Genomic DNA, 17,895 nt, shown 5'->3' with positions numbered 1-17,895 from the left:
AGCCGCGATGAACCTTTTTTGTTACTTGGAAAGTCGCACTTGAACATGATTAATATCACTTCTATGCTCGAATGAGAGTTATTTTTAGCCTTCGCTGTCATAAGTGAAGGTTTTTTTATGCGCAAATCACATAAAACGCGCATAAACGAAAATAATAAATGACCGCAAACGAAAGTTAATATAGGATTCAATTATGTTCTAAAATGCTCGTTCGCTCAGAAAGAGGTCAAAACCATGAGTGCTCAACAAACTAATTCAAACAATAGTACATCTTCAACTCTAGACTTAATCGTTATTGGCGGCGGCATCAATGGTGCGGGTATCGCGGCAGACGCTGCTGGTCGTGGTCTAAACGTTGGTTTATACGAAGCAAATGATTTCGCCTCTGCGACGTCTTCTGCAAGTTCAAAGCTAATCCACGGTGGTTTACGTTACCTTGAACATTATGAATTTCGTTTAGTTTCAGAAGCACTTGCAGAGCGTGAAGTGTTGCTGAGAAAAGCACCTCACGTTGCACAACCAATGCGTTTCCGTTTACCGCACCGACCATTTTTACGCCCGGCTTGGATGATCCGCTGTGGCCTATTCCTTTACGATAACTTAGGTAAACGTACGACTCTTCCTGGAAGTAAAACGGTGAACTTGGCTCAATCAGGTTTGCTTAAACCAGAAATGAAAACAGGTTTCGAATACTCAGACTGCTGGGTAGATGATGCGCGTATGGTATTGCTGAACGTGTTGGCGGCGAAAGAAAACAACGCAGAAGTACGCAACTACTGCCGAGTTGAAAAAGCACACCGCGAAGGCGACATTTGGCACGTAACGATTCTTGATGTGATGACAAACCAACGTTTCGAGCGCAAAGCGAAAGCATTGGTCAACGCAGCTGGCCCTTGGGTGAAACAGTTCTTTGATGATGGTTTAGAGCAAACCTCGCCACGTAATATTCGCCTAATCAAAGGATCACACATTGTGGTGCCGCGTGTTCATGACGAACCACAAGCGTACATTCTACAAAACAAAGATAACCGCATAGTGTTCATGATCCCTTACCTAGATAAGTTCTCGATCATCGGCACAACCGACCTTGAATACAAAGGCGATCCTCGCGAAGTGGCTATCGACGATGTAGAAGTTGATTACTTAATTGATATCGTTAACCAGCATTTTGTTAAGCAACTAGAGCGTGACGATGTGGTCTGGACATACAGTGGCGTACGACCGCTTTGTGACGATGAATCTGACTCACCACAAGCTATCACTCGTGACTACACACTGGAGCTGGATGCAGAAATGGATCAAGCACCACTGCTATCTATCTTTGGTGGCAAGTTAACGACTTATCGTAAACTCGGTGAAGCGGCACTGAACAAGCTAGAACCTTACCTGAAACACATGGGCGCACCTTGGACAGCTAACGACACACTACCGGGTGGTAACTTCAGCTGCAGCCGCGAACAGCTTGCAGCAATGATGCACACTAAATACCCTTGGGCACCAGAAGCACTGCTACTTCGTTACGTGACCCAATTTGGTACTTACACATGGGACCTGCTTGAAGGCGCTACATGTGAGGCGGACCTTGGCATCCAGTTCTCAAGCGAAGCACACGGTGTTTACCAAGCTGAGATTGATTACTTGATCAACCAAGAGATGACAATGACAGACGAAGACATCTTATGGCGCAGAACCAAGCTTGGCTTGTACATGAGTGAATCAGAGCAACAAGCATTGTCTGATTACTTAAAAGAGAAGCTACAACGTAAAGTGGTAAGCTTTTCTCAAGTAGGCTAATCCACCAGCCAACAAGCACAGTTCAACAACCTGATTAATAAACAAGCTTAGCGTCCCCCGTGCTAAGCTTGTTTATTATTTGCCTCCACTATTTGCGTTCAATTCCTTGCACTTCAGTAGTTGTCACTCGACCAAATCGCCCTATTACCCTCTTCTATTTTCAACAAAAGCTAAATAGTGTTTTATCAAATGGGTTAATTATCAATTTTACGAAAGGTTGCTATTCTTTATCTCAACAAAACAATTCATTCAAAACGCTCATGATGTCAGCGCTTTAATAAGGAATCTATTCCATGCAAAAAGTCATTCTGATCACAGGCTCTACCGACGGTATCGGCTTCGAAACAGCAAAAGTACTCGTTCAGCAAGGTCACCACGTTTTATTGCATGGACGTAACCCAAGCAAACTTAAAGACGTTGAGCAGCAACTTATCGCTCTCTCTACGGAAGCGAAGATCCAAAGCTACGTGGCCGATCTGTCCATTCTGGCAGATGTTGATGCGCTGGCTGACGAGGTGATTGCCGAGCACGAGAAGATTGATGTACTGATCAACAACGCGGGTGTGTTCAATACTCCAAACCCAATCACCAAAGACGGTTTAGATGTTCGTTTTGCTGTGAACACAGTATCGCCGTATCACCTGACCAGACGCCTGTTGCCAGTATTGAATTCATCGAGCCGTGTGGTGAACTTATCGTCGGCAGCGCAAGCGGCAGTGAGCATCGAAGCACTAGAAGGGAAAAAGCCACTTTCTGATGGCGATGCTTACGCGCAAAGTAAACTGGCGATCACTATGTGGACTCGTGAGATGGCAAAAGAGTTAGGCTCTACGGGGCCAATGGTGGTTGCTGTCAACCCAGCTTCGTTACTAGGCAGCAAGATGGTGAAAGACGCTTATGGCATTGCAGGCGGCGACCTAAGCATCGGTTCTGATATTCTGGTTCGCGCATCATTGTCTGATGAGTTCGCACAAGCAGGCGGTCAATACTTTGATAACGACAACAACACGTTTGCTAACCCGCACCCAGATGCGATTTACGGCGATAAGTCACAACAAGTTGTCGCTAAAATTGAAGAGATCATCAAAGCAACGCTTTCTTAATGACAGCTATGCTCAAGTGATTTTCTGATTCCAAGAAAAAGCCTTACGTGACTAACGCATAACTTAGTCACGTAGGGCTTTTTCGTTAAATCTATCTGATTCTACTTTTGTTCCCAATACGGTGGATTACCATAATATTCAGAGAAGTAGTCAATGAAGGCTCTCACCTTTGGTGCAAGTAACCTTGTGCTTGGGTACACAGCCCAAATTGCAGGCTCTGATGTTAATGGGTAATCTTCTAATATTTGAACCAGCTGACCGCTTTTCAGTTGTTCATAGGCACACCAATTCGATGTCACCGTGATCCCCATACCACCTGAGGCTGCGTCACGCAGTGCTTCCCCGTTATCTGCCCTGAACGACCCAGATGCCTTAATCGTCTTAGGCCCGCTTTCAGCATTGAAGGTCCAGTTTTCTAAACCAATTAAGCTAATACATTGATGATCGTTAAGATCTCGAGGTGTGGCTGGCTTACCATATTTGATTAAGTAATCAGGCGATGCACACACAATACGCTTGTCTGTCGCAAGTTTTCGGGCAATCAGTGTCGAGTCTTTCAGCTCCGAGATACGAATCGCGATATCAAAGCCACCCTCAACAACATCCACCATCGAATCTGATAGCCTGAGATCGACTTTTAACCCAGAGTAGCGCTCTAAGAATCCAGGTAAGGCAGGAACAAGATGCAAACGTCCAAAAGACGCAGATGCGGTAACTCGCAACGTTCCGGTTGGAGAATCACAACCCACACCGACCGCCGATTTGGCAGCATCCACGCTCGATAACACTTCTTCAGCATGAGGTAAGAATGCTTCCCCCTCTTCAGTGAGTGACACTTTACGAGTGGTGCGATGCACCAAGCGAACACCTAAATTGTCTTCCAGTTTACTGATGTGCGAGCTTGCAACAGCAGGAGACAAACCAAGCTCTTGCCCAGCCATGCTGATGTTATGTGTGGAAGCTAAACGAACAAACAATTTGAGGTGTTCAATATTCATGAGATTACCAATAAAATCTTAAAAATCGTGTACCAGTAACCCTCATTATGCGTCATTCACATAACAATACAACGTATTAACTCAGTTGAATTGTGAAGATGTTATTGTGCCAAAACGAAAAAAACTCCCAAAGGAGTTTTTTTGTCTAAGTCTGCAATTCGCCATTTAGCTAATCAGCAAAATTACTAGCTCACTAGCCCAGTTAAACGTGCATGCAGTGCATCTTTCAGTACAGAACGATCATGTTTCAGTTGGTGCATCGAGCCGTCATCAATGGGTGAATCTTTCAGCTCAAGCTTACGAATCTCTTTATCAAGGTTGTCGTACGTCTTCATGTCTGCTGCAAAGCCATCGTCAGTTTTAACAAGCTCAGCAATTTTATCTTTCATTTCAGGAAATTCGTGAACAAGAGAATGATTTTCACCTAGCATAGAAACCTCTTAAGTTGAGTAAAGTGATTGGTATTACGCATTCATTATTAACCTTAGCAAGGGAGTCAAATAACAAATGAGATCCAGTACACAGCATAGAATATAGACAATTCAGATTCACAAATTTACAACATCCACCAAGAAAATGGCTTTACTGATTTTGAATTGTCTCAGTAACGGAAGTAGGTTTATGGCGATTATCCCGCCTCGAAAACAATACTTCTTTCGATTTTTACTTAGCCTGCAAGTATCGTTTTTAACTAAACGCTACCAAGCAAACGTCTGAATAACACTGTCTTTAGCCATTGGGTTTGATGCTATCGCATGGTTCACCTTAGCCAAAAATTGCTCTCTTGAATCAAGCAGGAAACCTTTCTGAGTCACTATGTTATTACCATGGTCGCCCCAATAGAAAGTGTCGATGTTTAGATTCTCAAGCAGATACTTTTCTTCTTCTAAGATCTGAAGTTGAGTCGGCATGATGAACGTACCGTCATTAACTTGCTGCTCCAAAATCGTTCCTGGTTGTATTGCTAACGCCATTGGCGCTATCTGCTCAGGTTTCATGATATTCAGCAACCTTGTTGTCTCGACAATGTGCTCGCGGGAACGCTCACGACCGCCGAGTCCAAAAATAAACGACAATAGAGTTTCGATACCTGCCTCTTTTGCCAGTGCCATGCCCTCAATCGCTTGCTCTGGTGTCATACGCTTTTTGATATTATCGAGCACAACAGGATCACCAGACTCAAGACCCGCATACGCCATGCTCAACCCTGCACTTTTCAGCTCCTTAAGCTCACTCAAGCTCTTCCGACGGAAATCATTCAAACCGCTATAGAGTGATATTTTTCTACTTTCAGGAAAGGTGTGACGAAGCTTATCCAAGACCTTAAGCAGATAATCCGTACGAGCCGCCATCACGTTGCCATCAATAAGGAAAATCGATTCAACGTAAGGGTATATTAGGCGCTCTTCTTCAATATCTTTATACACGTCTTCAATGTCGCGAACCTTAAATCGCTTATCGCTGAACATATTACAGAACGTGCACGTGTTGATGCTGCAACCTAATGTGGTTTGAATAAGAATGCTCTTCGCCTCTATCCATGGACGATATACTTTTCCCTCATATTTCATATTGGTATCTCCGGTCTACAAGCACAGAGCGTGCGTGAATACACCAAAGCGTATCAACGTCAGCATTCGTTGATAATCCACAATATAGTCGAATCAGTTTTTAGATTTTGTAGAAAATAAAAAGCCTTGTGAGAACACAAGGCTTTATAAGAAGTGGTTCTAGCAAGAGCAGCTAAAACATATTTGAAAGGACCAGTTAGCTACTGCACCCCTGAGTATGAACTCGATTCATGTCGTCACCGACTTGTGCTTCTTGAGAGCCCGTCGATTGGCATCCTGCCACGAATAACAGCGTTACAGATAAGATAAGCCATTTCATAATAAATCCTCTTTCGGTCATGACTAAAGCATAGTGTTTAAAAGCGCGGATACCTCAATCATTAACTAAAACCTTACCTACCGATAAGGCCTTGGTTAATGAACAAAGCATCGCTTCTTTAATTAACGACCTGCTTTTGTACAAAAAACTTTCACTTCAACGAATGAAAATCGTACAAGAACGAAAATAGGACAGCTATAGAACTAAGAATAAGAGCTAGATGCTAATCGCTCGTCGCCAAGCTCACCGCGGCTTCTGCATGAATGGCTGTGGTATCAAACAAAGGAACATCACTATCTTGTTGCTGAATCAGTAAGGCGATTTCAGTACAGCCTAGAATGACGGCCTCTGCTCCTTGCTGGCTTAGCCTCTCAATGATCTGATTATAGATAGCGCGAGACTGTTCTTTTACTTCGCCTCGGCACAGCTCTTGGTAAATGATGTTGTGCACTTGTTTTCGGTCACTCTCATCAGGGATCACAACATCGATACCGAACTTGTTAGTCAGGCGCCCTTTCGAAATCTTGTTCCATCGTGAAAGCGGTGCCGAGTAACCCGACTTTCTTTACGCCCTGTTCTAGCAGCTTTTGCGCGGTAGTATCAGCGATATGTAAGATAGGAGCCGTGATCTTCTGTTCGATTTCAGGCACGACTTTATGCATGGTATTGGTACAAATTAAGATGAAGTCTGCGCCACCTTTCTCAACAGATAATGCCGCGTCAGCTAAAATATCGGCAGTCTCAGCCCAACGGCCTTGGTGTTGTAACTTTTCAATCTCATCGAAGTTCACGCTATACATACAAATCTTTGCAGAGTTCAACCCTCCCAGCGTCGCTTTAACACCTTCGTTAATGGATTTGTAATAGCTCATGGTCGATTCCCAACTCATACCACCAAGCAAACCGATCGTTTTCATTTTTTATTCCTTTAATTTCTGACTATCCCGATTAAAGCGTCATGCGTTAAAAATTTATAGTACGATCTTGCTGAAAATGAGACGAAGTCTTCGCTATTTAGCAAAAGGCTCGAATGAACCATCCGAGCCTTTGCTGTTTTGTCCGAATGTTTGTGTGGGTTAATACACCTCACACCAATCGGATTTCATGTCGATCAGTGTCCAATCCTCTCTGGAATTTGCCTCATCTAGTGCTTTATCAAGCTTGCCAACATGGGACTTACGATCGTACTGCCACTCGCGCTCAGCATCAGTGTGATGAACAATCATCGCCATTGAGTTGGGTTGGCTCGTTGCCCATTGCATCATGGCTTGATCACCGTCTGAGTTACCGACCGCTAGAATAGGTTTTTTGCCGATAATATGCTGAATGTTAGTGACCTTTCCGGCTTTGTCATCGATGGTCAAAATGGACGAATCCTTGGTAACCGTCGGCTTACCATCGTTATAGCTGTAGTTATATTTAAGCGCACTACCAATGATCTGCTCTGGCGGGATGTTATAAGCTTCTGGAGCCCACGCTCGCATAAAGTCAACGCCTCCGCCCGACACAATGTAAGTTTTAAAGTCATGCTCTTGCAGGTAAATCAGCATCTCTTTCATTGGCTGGTAAGTAAGGTCTGTGTAGGCTTTGTTGAAACGTTTATCTTTTGCTACCGTCAACCATTGCTCAACGTCTTGCTGGTATTGCTCAACAGTCATACCAGAATGTGTCGCCATGATGATTTTCAATAACCCTTCTTCACCGCTGCCCAGAACGCTCTCAATATTATCTTCGAGTACAAACTTAAACGGTGCTTCTGTTTTCCATTCAGGGTGTTCAGGCGCCATCTCTTTTACACGGTCTAGTGCAAAGGCTAGTTGGAAGTAGTAAGGTTTTTCTGACCAAAGCGTACCGTCATTATCGAACACGGCGATGCGATCGGCTACCGCAACGAACGTATCGGATTCAGCTTTGGTGGCTTGCCCAACAAAGTCGACGATAGCGGATTTGCTCTCGCTGTCCTTCCAAGAAGGCAGTAAATTAGGATCACAATCTTTAGCAAAAGATGAGAAAGAGAGGCTGGATAAGATCGCGACGGATAAAAGAGTTATTTTCTTCATAGCAACTACCATGTTGTTGAATTAATTGTAGGGTTTAATTCAATTCATCCTAGTTGGTCTACTCTGATTTTCCACTTATGGACACTATAACCAATGCTCATGTTGGTATTAGATTAGTGCCACAACAAGGACTGACCGAGAGTGCTATACGACGTATTTCTCGAGAATTAAGATTTTAGAAGAGACAAACAAAAAAAGCAGAACTTCAATTCCTCAAAGTTCTGCTTTAACGATCCATGACTGCTTACGCTCTGCGCTTTTTGAACGCGTGCCAGCCGGCGCTGAAAACTGTTTTTAACACCACACCGAGTGCGCTTAGTTTAGGGTCGGCATTCTTGCCAGAAGCGATGCGCCACATCTGATGTTCATACCAAACCAGCCCGACCATCGCCATCTTGTCCAATGCCGGTTTTCCTGTGGTTGGCACCGTTAGCGGCATGCCGTGACTAGGGTTTTCAATTAACTTGTTAGGGAAATCAGGATCAACCGCCATTGTTCGCGCAATACCAATAAAATCGGTCGCCGAGGTGTTTAATGCTTCATTCATTGCTTGCGCGGTTCGAAAACCACCCGTGACCACCAGCGGTGTACTCACGAGTTTTCTCGCCTTAACCATGTAATCCATAAAATACACTTCACGTTTTACTGTGCTGGACTTGATTGATTCAGCTTTGCTCTTTGAACCCATCATTGATGGACTTTCATAGGTGCCGCCAGAGATCTCAATCAGGTCGATACCGTTATCACTCAGAGTTTGTACAACCTGCATTGACTCTTCTTCAGTGAAGCCACCTTTCATGAAATCAGCACTATTGAGCTTAATTCCGACAGGGAAATCTTCACCGACCTCTTTTCGAATCGCGCGATAAACCTCAAGCACGAAACGAAGTCTGTTTTCGAGTGAGCCACCCCATTTGTCTTGGCGTTGATTGTGTCTCGAAGACAAAAACTGACTCACGAGATAACCATGAGCACCGTGAATCTGCACGCCAGTAAAGCCTGCTTGTTTTGCAAGCTTTGCACTCAGCGAAAATTTATCAATGATTGCGATTATTTCCGTCTCAGTCAGAGCTCGTGGCGTATTGAAACCTTTTTCTAATCCACGCTCTAAAGAGATAGCCGAAGGCGCAACCGGGCTATCACATAAGAATTTAGGGATTTGCTTTCCTGGGTGGTTCAATTGCATCCATATCTGCGAACCATTTTGTGTTCCAGCCTTCGCCCACTCACGAAATACGCTTAAGTCACTTTGTTCATCCAACACAACGTTTTTAGGTTCACCAAGCGCGCCTCTATCGACCATCACGTTACCCGTTATGGATAGACCAATTCCTCCTTGAGCCCAACGCTGATAGAGCGTGACTAAACCTTGCTTAGGGTTATGGTGTTTATCACCTAGCTGTTCACTCATTGCCGATTTGAACAGGCGATTTTTGATCACTTGACCATTAGGAAGAGAAAAAGGGTCGTTGAGGCAGATTAGATTCATGCGCGTGGTTACTTTCTTGGGTTTATACATTCAGTCCAGTATGCCCTATTTTATCCGACAGTTCTGAGCATTTAGTGCCTATTTCGAAGCAAGTTTCACTCAATAATAAAATGCCAGCGGCATAGCAGCTGGCATTAATCGATTATAAATAGAATCTCAAAAACTGGGCTGGCGCTGCTGAAATATGTCAACCAGAAAGGCTCAAACACTCTTTACGCTCATGGTAATTGTCGTTATTGTGATTCTCTACGCCATCATCACAAGGACTGTCTGAGAGTTATGAACAGCACGATTGAAACTATTCTGGGGCACCGCTCCATTCGTCAATATACAAATCAACCGATTGAAAAAGCACAACTTGATGTGATTATTCAGGCTGGTCTCGCGGCTTCATCATCGAGCTTACTGCAGGCTGTTTCTATCGTGAGAGTGACAAACAAAGAGAAGCGCAAACTGTTAGCCGAATACGCAGGCAACCAAGCTTACGTTGAGAACGCGGCTGAGTTTTTGGTGTTCTGTATCGACTATCAACGCCACGCTCAAATCAACCCTGAAGTGAAAACCGACTTTACTGAACTGACCCTGATTGGCGCTGTCGATTCTGGCATCATGGCGCAAAACTGCATGTTGGCTGCTGAGTCTCTAGGTTTAGGTGGCGTATACATTGGCGGGTTACGTAACAGCGCACAACAAGTGGATGAACTGCTAGAACTGCCACAACACACCGCCGTATTGTTCGGAATGTGCTTAGGTCACCCGGCACAACAACCAGAGGTTAAGCCTCGCCTCCCTGCTCATGTGGTGATGCACGAAAACCAATACCAACCGCTGAGCCTAGATGAAATTGCCAGCTACGATGATTCGATGCAAAGCTACTACGCAAGCCGTTCAAGCAACCAAAAGCAGAGCAGTTGGTCACAGCAGATCACACAGAAACTCTCTGGTGAATCTCGCCCACATATCCTGCCTTACTTAAACAGCAAGCAGCTGACCAAGCGTTAAGCCTTTAAGCCGTTAAGCCGTTAAGCCGTTAAGCCGTTAAGCCGTTAAGCCGTTAAGCCGTTAAGCGATTAGAGCTAGCAACAAACAGCAGTACAAACAAAAATGTCAGCGTAATATACGCTGACATTTTTATTTATCCGGAGGCGGCTAGCTTACAGATATTTCTCAATCGGTAGCAATTGCAAAAAGCCTGACTGCATTCGTTCCCATTGACCAGTGTCAGGTTCGCTGTCCCAACGTTGGTCGCCTGAATACCAATACACATCACCGTCTTCAAGCTCTAATCGCCAGCTGTTTTCTTCGCTCATTGCTTGCTCAATGGTTTCTGCTAATGTTTCAGCAATCTCTTTATTCTCGATGATCAAAACCGATTCCGTGTTCAAGTAGGTAGAACGCAAGTTGAAGTTAAATGAGCCGATGCTCGCGATGCTGCGGTCGAATACGACTGATTTAGCGTGCAAGCCATAGGCCGTCTCAGGCGCACATTTAGACACGTCTTGAGTCGATGCTTCACACAGCTTAGATTCTGGTTTTAGCTCAAACAGGTCGATGCCATGCTCCAACATGTCGTAACGTCTGCCTGCATAAGCGGAGTGATTAGTCACCAGATCATTAGACGCCATAGAGTTAGTTAGCGCTTTTATCTCAACGCCCTTGTTGTTCAATACCTGCCACTCTTCAAGCTGACCATCATCGAATACAAGGTAAGCGGATTCCAGCAAGATCTCTTGTTTCGATTCGCTCGCTAATTTCCCTAGAAGAATCGCGGTCGCTTTCGGTTCATCGGTATTGTCTGAATCATCAGGAACGGGCTGATCGTAAACAAAACGAGCATTCACCCAAGTCATCTCACCAACCACCTCTTTCAGTAAACTATCAGCAGCCTTACGATCTAGTGGCAATTCCGGGTAATTTTGATAATGCGGAACGACAATATTATCTATCTTCGAGAGATCAGGTTGCTCGTCATCACCCAGCATATCGACAGGGTAAGACCAACGGCTGTTCCAGTATTCAACAAAACTGGTTTGGATGGTGTTAACTACCGAGCCCATCACCAACACATCGCGGTCTCGGAAATTGATTTCATCAGAAAGGTCGAAGTATTCATCACCAATATTACGTCCACCCACCACAGACAAAGTACCATCTACGGTAAACGACTTATTGTGCATACGGCGATTTAAGCGAGAAAAGTCACCGACAAAGCTCAGCCATTTACTGATGCCACGGCGTGTTGGTGTTGGATTGAAGATACGAATCTCGACGTTCGGGTGCGCATCCAGTGCCGACAGCAACCCTTCACGTTCGTTGAGGTTGATATCATCCAGCATTACGCGCACCTTCACACCACGCTCAGCCGCGGCTAATAAACGGCTAGCGAGATAGCTTCCCGATTCGTCAGAGTTCCAGATGTAGTATTGAATGTCGATGGTGTGCTCGGCACTTTCTACCAGCGCTAATCGCTGTGCCAAAGCATCCCAACCGGACTCTTGCAGACGAACCGCAGTGTTGCCTTGCTCTAAAGCTTCAGGCTGAAATTCATTGGTTAGAACCGATAAAGAGCTAGGTGCAGGAGAGGTTGGCGGTTCTGTTGGATGATCGATGCCTTCAGGAAGTGAAGAACACCCACCTAAAACGGCGATTAAGATTAACGTTAAACTGATGCGTTGGAGCACAGGCATGTATCTGACTTCCTTTTCACGATGCGTCTTTAGAAACTTTCCGTACAGCTTTTCAATGAACAAGCTATTCCGATCTATTCATTGATTATTACTGCTAAATCCTGAAATTTATAGGTAATTATCCAGTATAAATTTGAAGATCAGTAAATTGACCTACAAATCACCTAAGTTGAGTGAGTGTCAGGCAATATAAACTTAGCGGGTTTTCTACCATTTCGATGGTGAGTCTGTTCGGTCTGGGTGATACTTCACCATTGTTTGGAGATCTAGTTTCACCGCTTGATTTCACACTAACAGGCGTGTCGACTTACTTATATGAGATCGTGCAAACGCATTACTTACGTAAGCGCTAAAGCTGTTGTTCATCTAAGGGACATGTAAGGATCAACACCGAAAACATTGTTCACACTACATAACGTTTATCGTCCCTACACAAGCCTTCCCTATAGTAGTACCCTTTATTGTCTCTCATTCTTGATGGTAACTGGATATTATGAAGCTTTTGGTCGATCGCACTGGTGAACAGTTTTTAGATATTCTGCAAGAATCGGGAGATACATTGACGGTTCAATTCATTACCAATGAAGGCAATCGAAAGGGTAAGCCGTTCCAAGATAACTTGAGTGGATTGTTCCTCACAGGGTGGAAGCCGCGCACCACTTCAACCGCCATCGGATTAGAACGCTTTAAGCAAGGCAAACTTGAAGATCCCAAAGTGAGTTTCGCATTGCACCAACTCTATCCACTGGGTCGAGACGTAAAGTTACCTTCTGGTGATATCGCAACTATCGCGAGTTACGCCAATACCCATGCCGATGGCTACTATATGTTTGTGCGCCTCAACGATGAGTTAACCCGACTCAAGATTACACCCGATTGGGAACTGCAACCTTCCGCTCAAAGATTGGCTCTGCCTTATTACCCTGCGCCAAGAACCAAGGAAGAGCTCGACAATATTGACGATTTTGATGCGTGGGCGGGCGGCTTCTAAATACTCCTCACCTACGCCTAGTAGCACATAATACCCAAGCTATTATCAATTATTTTTTGACAATAATTCAAATGTAGCACTGTTTATCGTTTCAAATATTCCCACTATTATTTATCCATCGACACAGACTGCAGCTCAATGAACAAAGAGTGGCACTGTAAACACAGACAAATCACCATTTCGGTGAAAAATAATATAGGTACCAACATGACTCAACTAACTATCGTCGCAAACATCGTCGCTAACGAAGACAAAATTGAATTGGTTAAAGCAGAGCTGCTAAAGCTGATTGATATTACTCGCGCTGAAGAAGGCTGCATCAACTACGACCTTCACCAAGACAATGAAAACCCAGCACATTTCACTTTCTACGAAAACTGGACGTCTCGTGAACTTTGGCAAACACACATGGGTAATACTCACCTCGCTGAATACATGGCAGCAACCGAAGGTAGTGTTACGTCATTTACACTTAACGAGATGACTAAGATCGCTTAAGTACAGTTTCAGTAGTCTGTTACTAGAAAGCACACTGACAAGCTATCGAGTTCAATTTGAAAGCCCCGCTACACGTCAGCGGGGCTTTTTCATTTATGCGGATATCGTCAGCCGCCTTAGTTAGAGCTTCAAACGGGGTTGAATAAAATCAATAAACGCCGAGATACGTTTAGAGACCGATGACGACTTGTAGTAAACCGCATTCACTCGCTCTCGGTCTGTGTTGGCAAGTTTGTCTTGTTCCAGAATAGGGATTAGGCGACCTGCTGCCATATCTTCCTGCACCATAAACCCCGATAAACAAGCTATCCCATTTCCAGCTAGTGCCAGTTGACGCACGGTTTCACCATTACTGGCTGTCACGGTCGGCGCGACATCACTTTGGTTTGGTAAAGGCCAATGGTTAAGCACTTTGTTACCCGCAAACCCCACAATTTGATGCGAGCTCAAATCTTCAGGTTTGGTGGGCAGCCCACGCCTAGCGAGATAATCAGGTGACGCCACAATATGGAGCAAACTTTTTCCTAACGGGCGAGCGTGCAGTGTTGAATCAGACAACTTACCGATTCGAATCGCAACATCGGTTCTCTTTTCTAGAAGATCAACGAAGCCTTCGTTGGAAGTGAGTTCCAACTCAATGTCTGGGTAAGCCTCTTTGAATGACTGCACCAACGGCACTAGCTGATGGAATACGAATGGACTGGCGGCATCGACTCTTAAACGACCTTTTGGCAACTCTCCGCGCGACACGATTTCTTCTTCCGCGCTCTGAATCATCTGTAATCCCACCCTGACTGAATCGACAAACTGCCGTCCTTCCTCCGTCAATTCCACGCGTCTCGTTGTTCGGTTGAATATTGAGACGCCGAGTTGCGACTCCACCTTACTCACCGAACGAGACACCTTGGCGACCTGCACATCCAGCGCCTCTGCCGCCGCAGAAAAACCACCAGCATCGACAACGGTGAGTACTATTTCTAAATCATCTGAACGGGTTAACATGAGGCTCCTTCGCTATCTTCATTTTGTTTAATGTCATCTCGCTTGTGCTCATCACAGCTCAAATCATCTGAGTCTTTTCGATCTCATCAGCTTAACCCAATGATCGGCTAACCCTCCAATTATTGCAAATATCACAAAGGTTATTTGTTAATGATGGCATTTTTCACAAATATATTTTGCTAGATAATCCTCGCCATCAAACGAAGCGCTCCTATTGCAGTCACAAGCTGCCCCATTTTATCGCGCTCGGTACTTAACAAAGAACAGTAAGAGAGATGATTATGCCACTAGCATTACTTGCATTGACGCTCAGCGCCTTTGCCATCGGAACCACAGAATTTGTCATCGTAGGCTTGATTCCTACCATGGCGAGCGACTTGAATGTATCTCTGCCATCAGCAGGCCTATTAGTCAGTTTATACGCGCTTGGCGTTGCTATTGGCGCACCAGTCTTAACGGCATTAACCGGCAAATGGAATCGTAAAGCGGTGTTGCTGACCGTGATGGCATTGTTTGTCATTGGTAACTTATTGGCGTGGCAAGCTCCAGGCTATAACACGCTGATCGCCGCACGAATTTTGACTGGCCTTGCCCATGGTGTGTTCTTCTCGATTGGATCGACCATCGCGACAGGTTTGGTTTCAAAAGATAAAGCAGCCAGTGCCATTGCGATCATGTTTACAGGTTTAACGGTTGCATTGGTAACCGGCGTACCACTGGGCACTTATATCGGCCAAACCTTTGGCTGGCAAGCGACCTTCTTGATCGTTGCTCTGCTTGGTCTTATTGCTCTTATCGGCAGCGCTATCTTGGTTCCAAGCAACCTTAAGCAACCACCAGCGGCGAAGATTTCAGCACAACTAAAGGTTCTAACTCAACCACGCTTACTGTTGGTTTACGCTATCACAGCACTAGGTTATGGCGGCACATTCACAGCGTTTACCTTCCTTGCTCCAATACTGGAAAATGTATCAGGATTTGATTCGAGCTCAATCAGCTTAATCATGTTGGTTTACGGTGTGTCAGTGGCGGTCGGTAACATCTGGGGCGGAAAAATGGCCGACAAGATGGGCCCAATTAAAGCACTGACCGTTATCTTCTCTGGTTTAGCCGCAGTACTGGTGGTATTCAACTTTACCGCAGTAAACCCTTACGCAGCTGTTGCTACCATTTTGGTTTGGGGTGCATTCGCATTCGGTAACGTTCCAGGACTACAAGTGTATGTTGTGAAACTGGCTGAGAAATACACACCAGACGCCGTCGATGTCGCTTCTGGATTGAACATTGCAGCCTTCAACGTCGGTATTGCATTAGGCTCATGGGGCGGTGGTTTGATTGTCGCGAAATCTGGATTAATGAACACCCCTTGGGTAGGTGCTGTGATCGTTTTGATCGCTCTTGTTCTGACTCGATTCAGTGGTGCGTTAGATAAGAAGCAAGCACAACAAGCTGTTCCATCTAGCATCTAGCATCTAGCATCTAGCAAGAATAGAAAAAACAAAGCCCGAACCTAGGTTCGGGCTTTATCAATTCAATCTGATTATTACTCGTTATCGATCGCTTTCAGCACTTTACATGGATTACCGACTGCAACCACATTGGCTGGGATGTCTTTGGTTACGACACTGCCCGCGCCAATCACGCTGTTTTCGCCAATGGTGACACCGGGGCAGATAATTACACCACCGCCAAGCCAAACATTGTTGCCAACATTAATCGGTGTGCCAAACTCAACGCCTTCTTCTACACGGCCTTTCACATCGAGTGGGTGACCTGCAGTCAGGATTTGAACGTTCGGACCAAGCAGCACATTATCGCCAATAGTCACTTCAGCCACATCCAAAATCACGCAGTTAAAGTTAGCGTAGAAGTTCTTGCCTAGCTTGATGTTCGAGCCGTAGTCACAACGAAATGGAGGTTCTAAATGTGCATTTTCACAGTCCGGAATGAGCTCTTGCGTTGCTGCTTCCCATTCAGATGTGCCAGGAATACTGTTATTGAGTTTTTGAAGCACCTTACGACATTCGATACGAGCTGCATAAAGCTCTTTATCCCAAGCCTGATAAGGTTCACCTGCTAGCATTTTTTGTTTTTCTGTTTTCACGTTACTTACCTGTTCTCACATCAATTAGCTATTTTCACATTACTTATCTAGCTTCACATTACTTAACTAATGGTGGTCAATTCATCGACCAAAAACGCAATATCGCACATCTAAATAACAGTGAATAAGGAGTGTTTGAGCTTGGTTTAAGAGATGCGCAGCTCGTCACTTTTTGAAGGTAAAATATGAAATTCGAACAGTGCTAATTTAGCTTCGCTATCGAATCACGTAACACCAAACTACCAGTGGTATTGATGGTGGTCGCTTGCTCTGTTTCACCGACAATTTGCAGGATCGCCTTTTGCGTCATTTGCTCTAATGGCACACTCACAGACGTTAAGCTTGGCGTTAAAAACGCCCCCACTTTGCTGTTATCAAAGCCGACGATCGAAACATCTTGAGGCAATGAGTACCCAAGTTCGGTTAACGCCTTAATCGCACCAATCGCCATATCATCGTTTTCAGACAAGATAGCAGTGAATGTGGTTCTGCTTTTTGCCAAAGCCTGAGCCGCGTGATAACCGCTCTCCATCGTCCAATCACCTTGAACAACGTTGGACTCATCCAACGCAACACCATGTTTAGTTAACACATCTTGATAGGCTTGGTAACGCAGCTCATCGGTCGAAGAACCGGCTTTACCACGAATCACTGCAATATCGGTATGACCCTGCTCGATGATGTGTTCAACCATCAAACAAGCGCTCTGATAATGGTCGGTGGTAATAGCATGATTGGGCTTCGACGGCATTTCACGGTTGAGTACCAGAATCGGAGTGTCAGTGCTTTCGATGATCTGAGCTATCTCGCTTTCGGTTAAACATTGCGGATAGATGATGATGCCCGCGCACTTCATATCCAGCAGGAAATTGATCGCCTTTCTTTCGTCTTCAGCGCTGTGTTTGCCATCGGTGATCACCAATTGGTGATTCGACTTTTCGCTATAAGAAGCCGCGTGATACATCAAGGAAGAGAAGTAAGGGCCATCGAACAACTCATTGGTAATTACAAAGCCGATGAAATTGGTCTTCTTGGTCGCCAATTGCTGAGCCAACAAGTTCGGTCGATAACCTGTTTCTTGAATCGCATCAAATACCTTTTTCACCACATCTGGGCGCACGATGTTCTTGCCATTTAAGACACGAGAAACGGTCGATTTAGATACGCCTGCGCGGTTTGCGACATCAAGCATGGTTACCATTCGCTTCTTTTCCTTTATAAAAAATTAGCCGACATAGGCCAACTAATTCATTGCAAAATGACAGCTCACAGTTCACAT

16 protein-coding genes and 1 pseudogene are annotated in these 17,895 nt (G+C 44.9%); 6 read left to right on the top strand and 11 right to left on the bottom strand.

Going from position 1 to position 17,895, the window contains the following annotated elements; translation table 11 throughout:
- Positions 1-234 precede the first annotated feature (234 nt).
- Both glpD and AB4307_RS19760 read left to right on the top strand, forming a co-directional pair.
- Entirely contained in the window at positions 235-1,794 is a 1,560-nt protein-coding gene (gene glpD / locus AB4307_RS19765; RefSeq protein WP_372111733.1) for a glycerol-3-phosphate dehydrogenase, read from the top strand.
- Between the two features lie 293 nt (positions 1,795-2,087).
- Entirely contained in the window at positions 2,088-2,897 is an 810-nt protein-coding gene (locus AB4307_RS19760; RefSeq protein WP_372111736.1) for an SDR family NAD(P)-dependent oxidoreductase, read from the top strand.
- A 101-nt stretch (positions 2,898-2,998) separates the two neighbouring features.
- On the opposite strand, the gene AB4307_RS19755 is transcribed toward AB4307_RS19760, so the two are convergent.
- From AB4307_RS19755 to AB4307_RS19725, 7 genes and pseudogenes are all read right to left on the bottom strand, one after another.
- The gene (locus tag AB4307_RS19755) at positions 2,999-3,895 is read right to left on the bottom strand and encodes a LysR family transcriptional regulator (protein ID WP_372111738.1); all 897 of its coding nucleotides are present in this window, start codon (positions 3,893-3,895) and stop codon (positions 2,999-3,001) included.
- A gap of 185 nt (positions 3,896-4,080) precedes the next feature.
- The gene (locus AB4307_RS19750) at positions 4,081-4,326 is read right to left on the bottom strand and encodes an HP1242/YdcH family protein (RefSeq protein ID WP_372111740.1); all 246 of its coding nucleotides are present in this window, start codon (positions 4,324-4,326) and stop codon (positions 4,081-4,083) included.
- A 267-nt stretch (positions 4,327-4,593) separates the two neighbouring features.
- The gene (locus AB4307_RS19745; protein WP_372133139.1) at positions 4,594-5,466 is read right to left on the bottom strand and encodes a radical SAM protein; all 873 of its coding nucleotides are present in this window, start codon (positions 5,464-5,466) and stop codon (positions 4,594-4,596) included.
- A 196-nt stretch (positions 5,467-5,662) separates the two neighbouring features.
- Positions 5,663-5,785: a hypothetical protein gene (locus AB4307_RS19740; protein WP_258182976.1), complete on the bottom strand. Its 123-nt coding sequence runs from the start codon at positions 5,783-5,785 to the stop codon at positions 5,663-5,665.
- Positions 5,786-6,008: 223 nt separating this feature from the next.
- A pseudogene (locus AB4307_RS19735) lies at positions 6,009-6,702 on the bottom strand (aspartate/glutamate racemase family protein).
- A 159-nt stretch (positions 6,703-6,861) separates the two neighbouring features.
- Positions 6,862-7,845, bottom strand: a complete 984-nt coding sequence (locus AB4307_RS19730) for an HAD family hydrolase (RefSeq protein WP_372133137.1) — start codon at positions 7,843-7,845, stop codon at positions 6,862-6,864.
- Between the two features lie 244 nt (positions 7,846-8,089).
- Complete coding sequence (locus AB4307_RS19725; RefSeq protein WP_372133134.1) at positions 8,090-9,334, bottom strand: NADH:flavin oxidoreductase/NADH oxidase family protein; 1,245 nt, start codon at positions 9,332-9,334, stop codon at positions 8,090-8,092.
- A gap of 279 nt (positions 9,335-9,613) precedes the next feature.
- Between AB4307_RS19725 and nfsA the strand changes: the two genes are divergently transcribed.
- Positions 9,614-10,336 (top strand): oxygen-insensitive NADPH nitroreductase, encoded by a 723-nt coding sequence (nfsA, locus tag AB4307_RS19720; RefSeq protein WP_017094836.1) that lies wholly within the window; start codon positions 9,614-9,616, stop codon positions 10,334-10,336.
- 152 nt (positions 10,337-10,488) lie between these two features.
- On the opposite strand, the gene AB4307_RS19715 is transcribed toward nfsA, so the two are convergent.
- Positions 10,489-12,021 (bottom strand): phospholipase D family protein, encoded by a 1,533-nt coding sequence (locus AB4307_RS19715; RefSeq protein ID WP_372133131.1) that lies wholly within the window; start codon positions 12,019-12,021, stop codon positions 10,489-10,491.
- A gap of 493 nt (positions 12,022-12,514) precedes the next feature.
- On the opposite strand from AB4307_RS19715, the gene AB4307_RS19710 reads away from it, so the two are divergent.
- Together AB4307_RS19710 and AB4307_RS19705 are read left to right on the top strand one after the other, a co-directional pair.
- Positions 12,515-13,012: a hypothetical protein gene (locus AB4307_RS19710; RefSeq protein ID WP_372133128.1), complete on the top strand. Its 498-nt coding sequence runs from the start codon at positions 12,515-12,517 to the stop codon at positions 13,010-13,012.
- A 207-nt stretch (positions 13,013-13,219) separates the two neighbouring features.
- Positions 13,220-13,510: a putative quinol monooxygenase gene (locus AB4307_RS19705; protein WP_017062386.1), complete on the top strand. Its 291-nt coding sequence runs from the start codon at positions 13,220-13,222 to the stop codon at positions 13,508-13,510.
- 120 nt (positions 13,511-13,630) lie between these two features.
- Here the strand turns inward: AB4307_RS19705 and AB4307_RS19700 are convergent, their stop codons facing one another.
- Positions 13,631-14,512: a LysR substrate-binding domain-containing protein gene (locus tag AB4307_RS19700; RefSeq protein WP_372133125.1), complete on the bottom strand. Its 882-nt coding sequence runs from the start codon at positions 14,510-14,512 to the stop codon at positions 13,631-13,633.
- A gap of 281 nt (positions 14,513-14,793) precedes the next feature.
- Here AB4307_RS19700 and AB4307_RS19695 point away from each other — a divergent pair, with 281 nt between their 5' ends.
- The gene (locus tag AB4307_RS19695) at positions 14,794-15,981 is read left to right on the top strand and encodes an MFS transporter (protein WP_017062388.1); all 1,188 of its coding nucleotides are present in this window, start codon (positions 14,794-14,796) and stop codon (positions 15,979-15,981) included.
- 74 nt (positions 15,982-16,055) lie between these two features.
- Here AB4307_RS19695 and AB4307_RS19690 read toward each other — a convergent pair whose 3' ends face one another.
- Both AB4307_RS19690 and AB4307_RS19685 read right to left on the bottom strand, forming a co-directional pair.
- Positions 16,056-16,616, bottom strand: coding sequence for a sugar O-acetyltransferase (locus AB4307_RS19690; protein ID WP_017064028.1), 561 nt, complete (start codon positions 16,614-16,616; stop codon positions 16,056-16,058).
- A 202-nt stretch (positions 16,617-16,818) separates the two neighbouring features.
- Positions 16,819-17,817, bottom strand: a complete 999-nt coding sequence (locus AB4307_RS19685) for a LacI family DNA-binding transcriptional regulator (RefSeq protein WP_372133122.1) — start codon at positions 17,815-17,817, stop codon at positions 16,819-16,821.
- Positions 17,818-17,895: the final 78 nt, after the last annotated feature.

This window comes from Vibrio sp. 10N.261.52.C2 (genome assembly GCF_041471425.1).
Taxonomy (GTDB): Bacteria; Pseudomonadota; Gammaproteobacteria; order Enterobacterales; family Vibrionaceae; genus Vibrio; species Vibrio crassostreae_C.
The sequence above is the reverse complement of the archived record's forward strand: the minus strand, read 5'-3'. Positions and strand labels throughout refer to the sequence as shown.

Coding starts and splice junctions, on each gene's coding strand:
- AB4307_RS19740 (WP_258182976.1), bottom strand. CDS start 5,785: ATGAAATGGCTTATCTTATCTGTAACGCTGTTATTCGTGGCAGGATGC.
- AB4307_RS19755 (WP_372111738.1), bottom strand. CDS start 3,895: ATGAATATTGAACACCTCAAATTGTTTGTTCGTTTAGCTTCCACACAT.
- AB4307_RS19760 (WP_372111736.1), top strand. CDS start 2,088: ATGCAAAAAGTCATTCTGATCACAGGCTCTACCGACGGTATCGGCTTC.
- AB4307_RS19710 (WP_372133128.1), top strand. CDS start 12,515: ATGAAGCTTTTGGTCGATCGCACTGGTGAACAGTTTTTAGATATTCTG.
- AB4307_RS19715 (WP_372133131.1), bottom strand. CDS start 12,021: ATGCCTGTGCTCCAACGCATCAGTTTAACGTTAATCTTAATCGCCGTT.
- AB4307_RS19725 (WP_372133134.1), bottom strand. CDS start 9,334: ATGAATCTAATCTGCCTCAACGACCCTTTTTCTCTTCCTAATGGTCAA.
- glpD (WP_372111733.1), top strand. CDS start 235: ATGAGTGCTCAACAAACTAATTCAAACAATAGTACATCTTCAACTCTA.
- AB4307_RS19700 (WP_372133125.1), bottom strand. CDS start 14,512: ATGTTAACCCGTTCAGATGATTTAGAAATAGTACTCACCGTTGTCGAT.
- AB4307_RS19685 (WP_372133122.1), bottom strand. CDS start 17,817: ATGGTAACCATGCTTGATGTCGCAAACCGCGCAGGCGTATCTAAATCG.
- AB4307_RS19745 (WP_372133139.1), bottom strand. CDS start 5,466: ATGAAATATGAGGGAAAAGTATATCGTCCATGGATAGAGGCGAAGAGC.
- AB4307_RS19695 (WP_017062388.1), top strand. CDS start 14,794: ATGCCACTAGCATTACTTGCATTGACGCTCAGCGCCTTTGCCATCGGA.
- nfsA (WP_017094836.1), top strand. CDS start 9,614: ATGAACAGCACGATTGAAACTATTCTGGGGCACCGCTCCATTCGTCAA.
- AB4307_RS19750 (WP_372111740.1), bottom strand. CDS start 4,326: ATGCTAGGTGAAAATCATTCTCTTGTTCACGAATTTCCTGAAATGAAA.
- AB4307_RS19730 (WP_372133137.1), bottom strand. CDS start 7,845: ATGAAGAAAATAACTCTTTTATCCGTCGCGATCTTATCCAGCCTCTCT.
- AB4307_RS19705 (WP_017062386.1), top strand. CDS start 13,220: ATGACTCAACTAACTATCGTCGCAAACATCGTCGCTAACGAAGACAAA.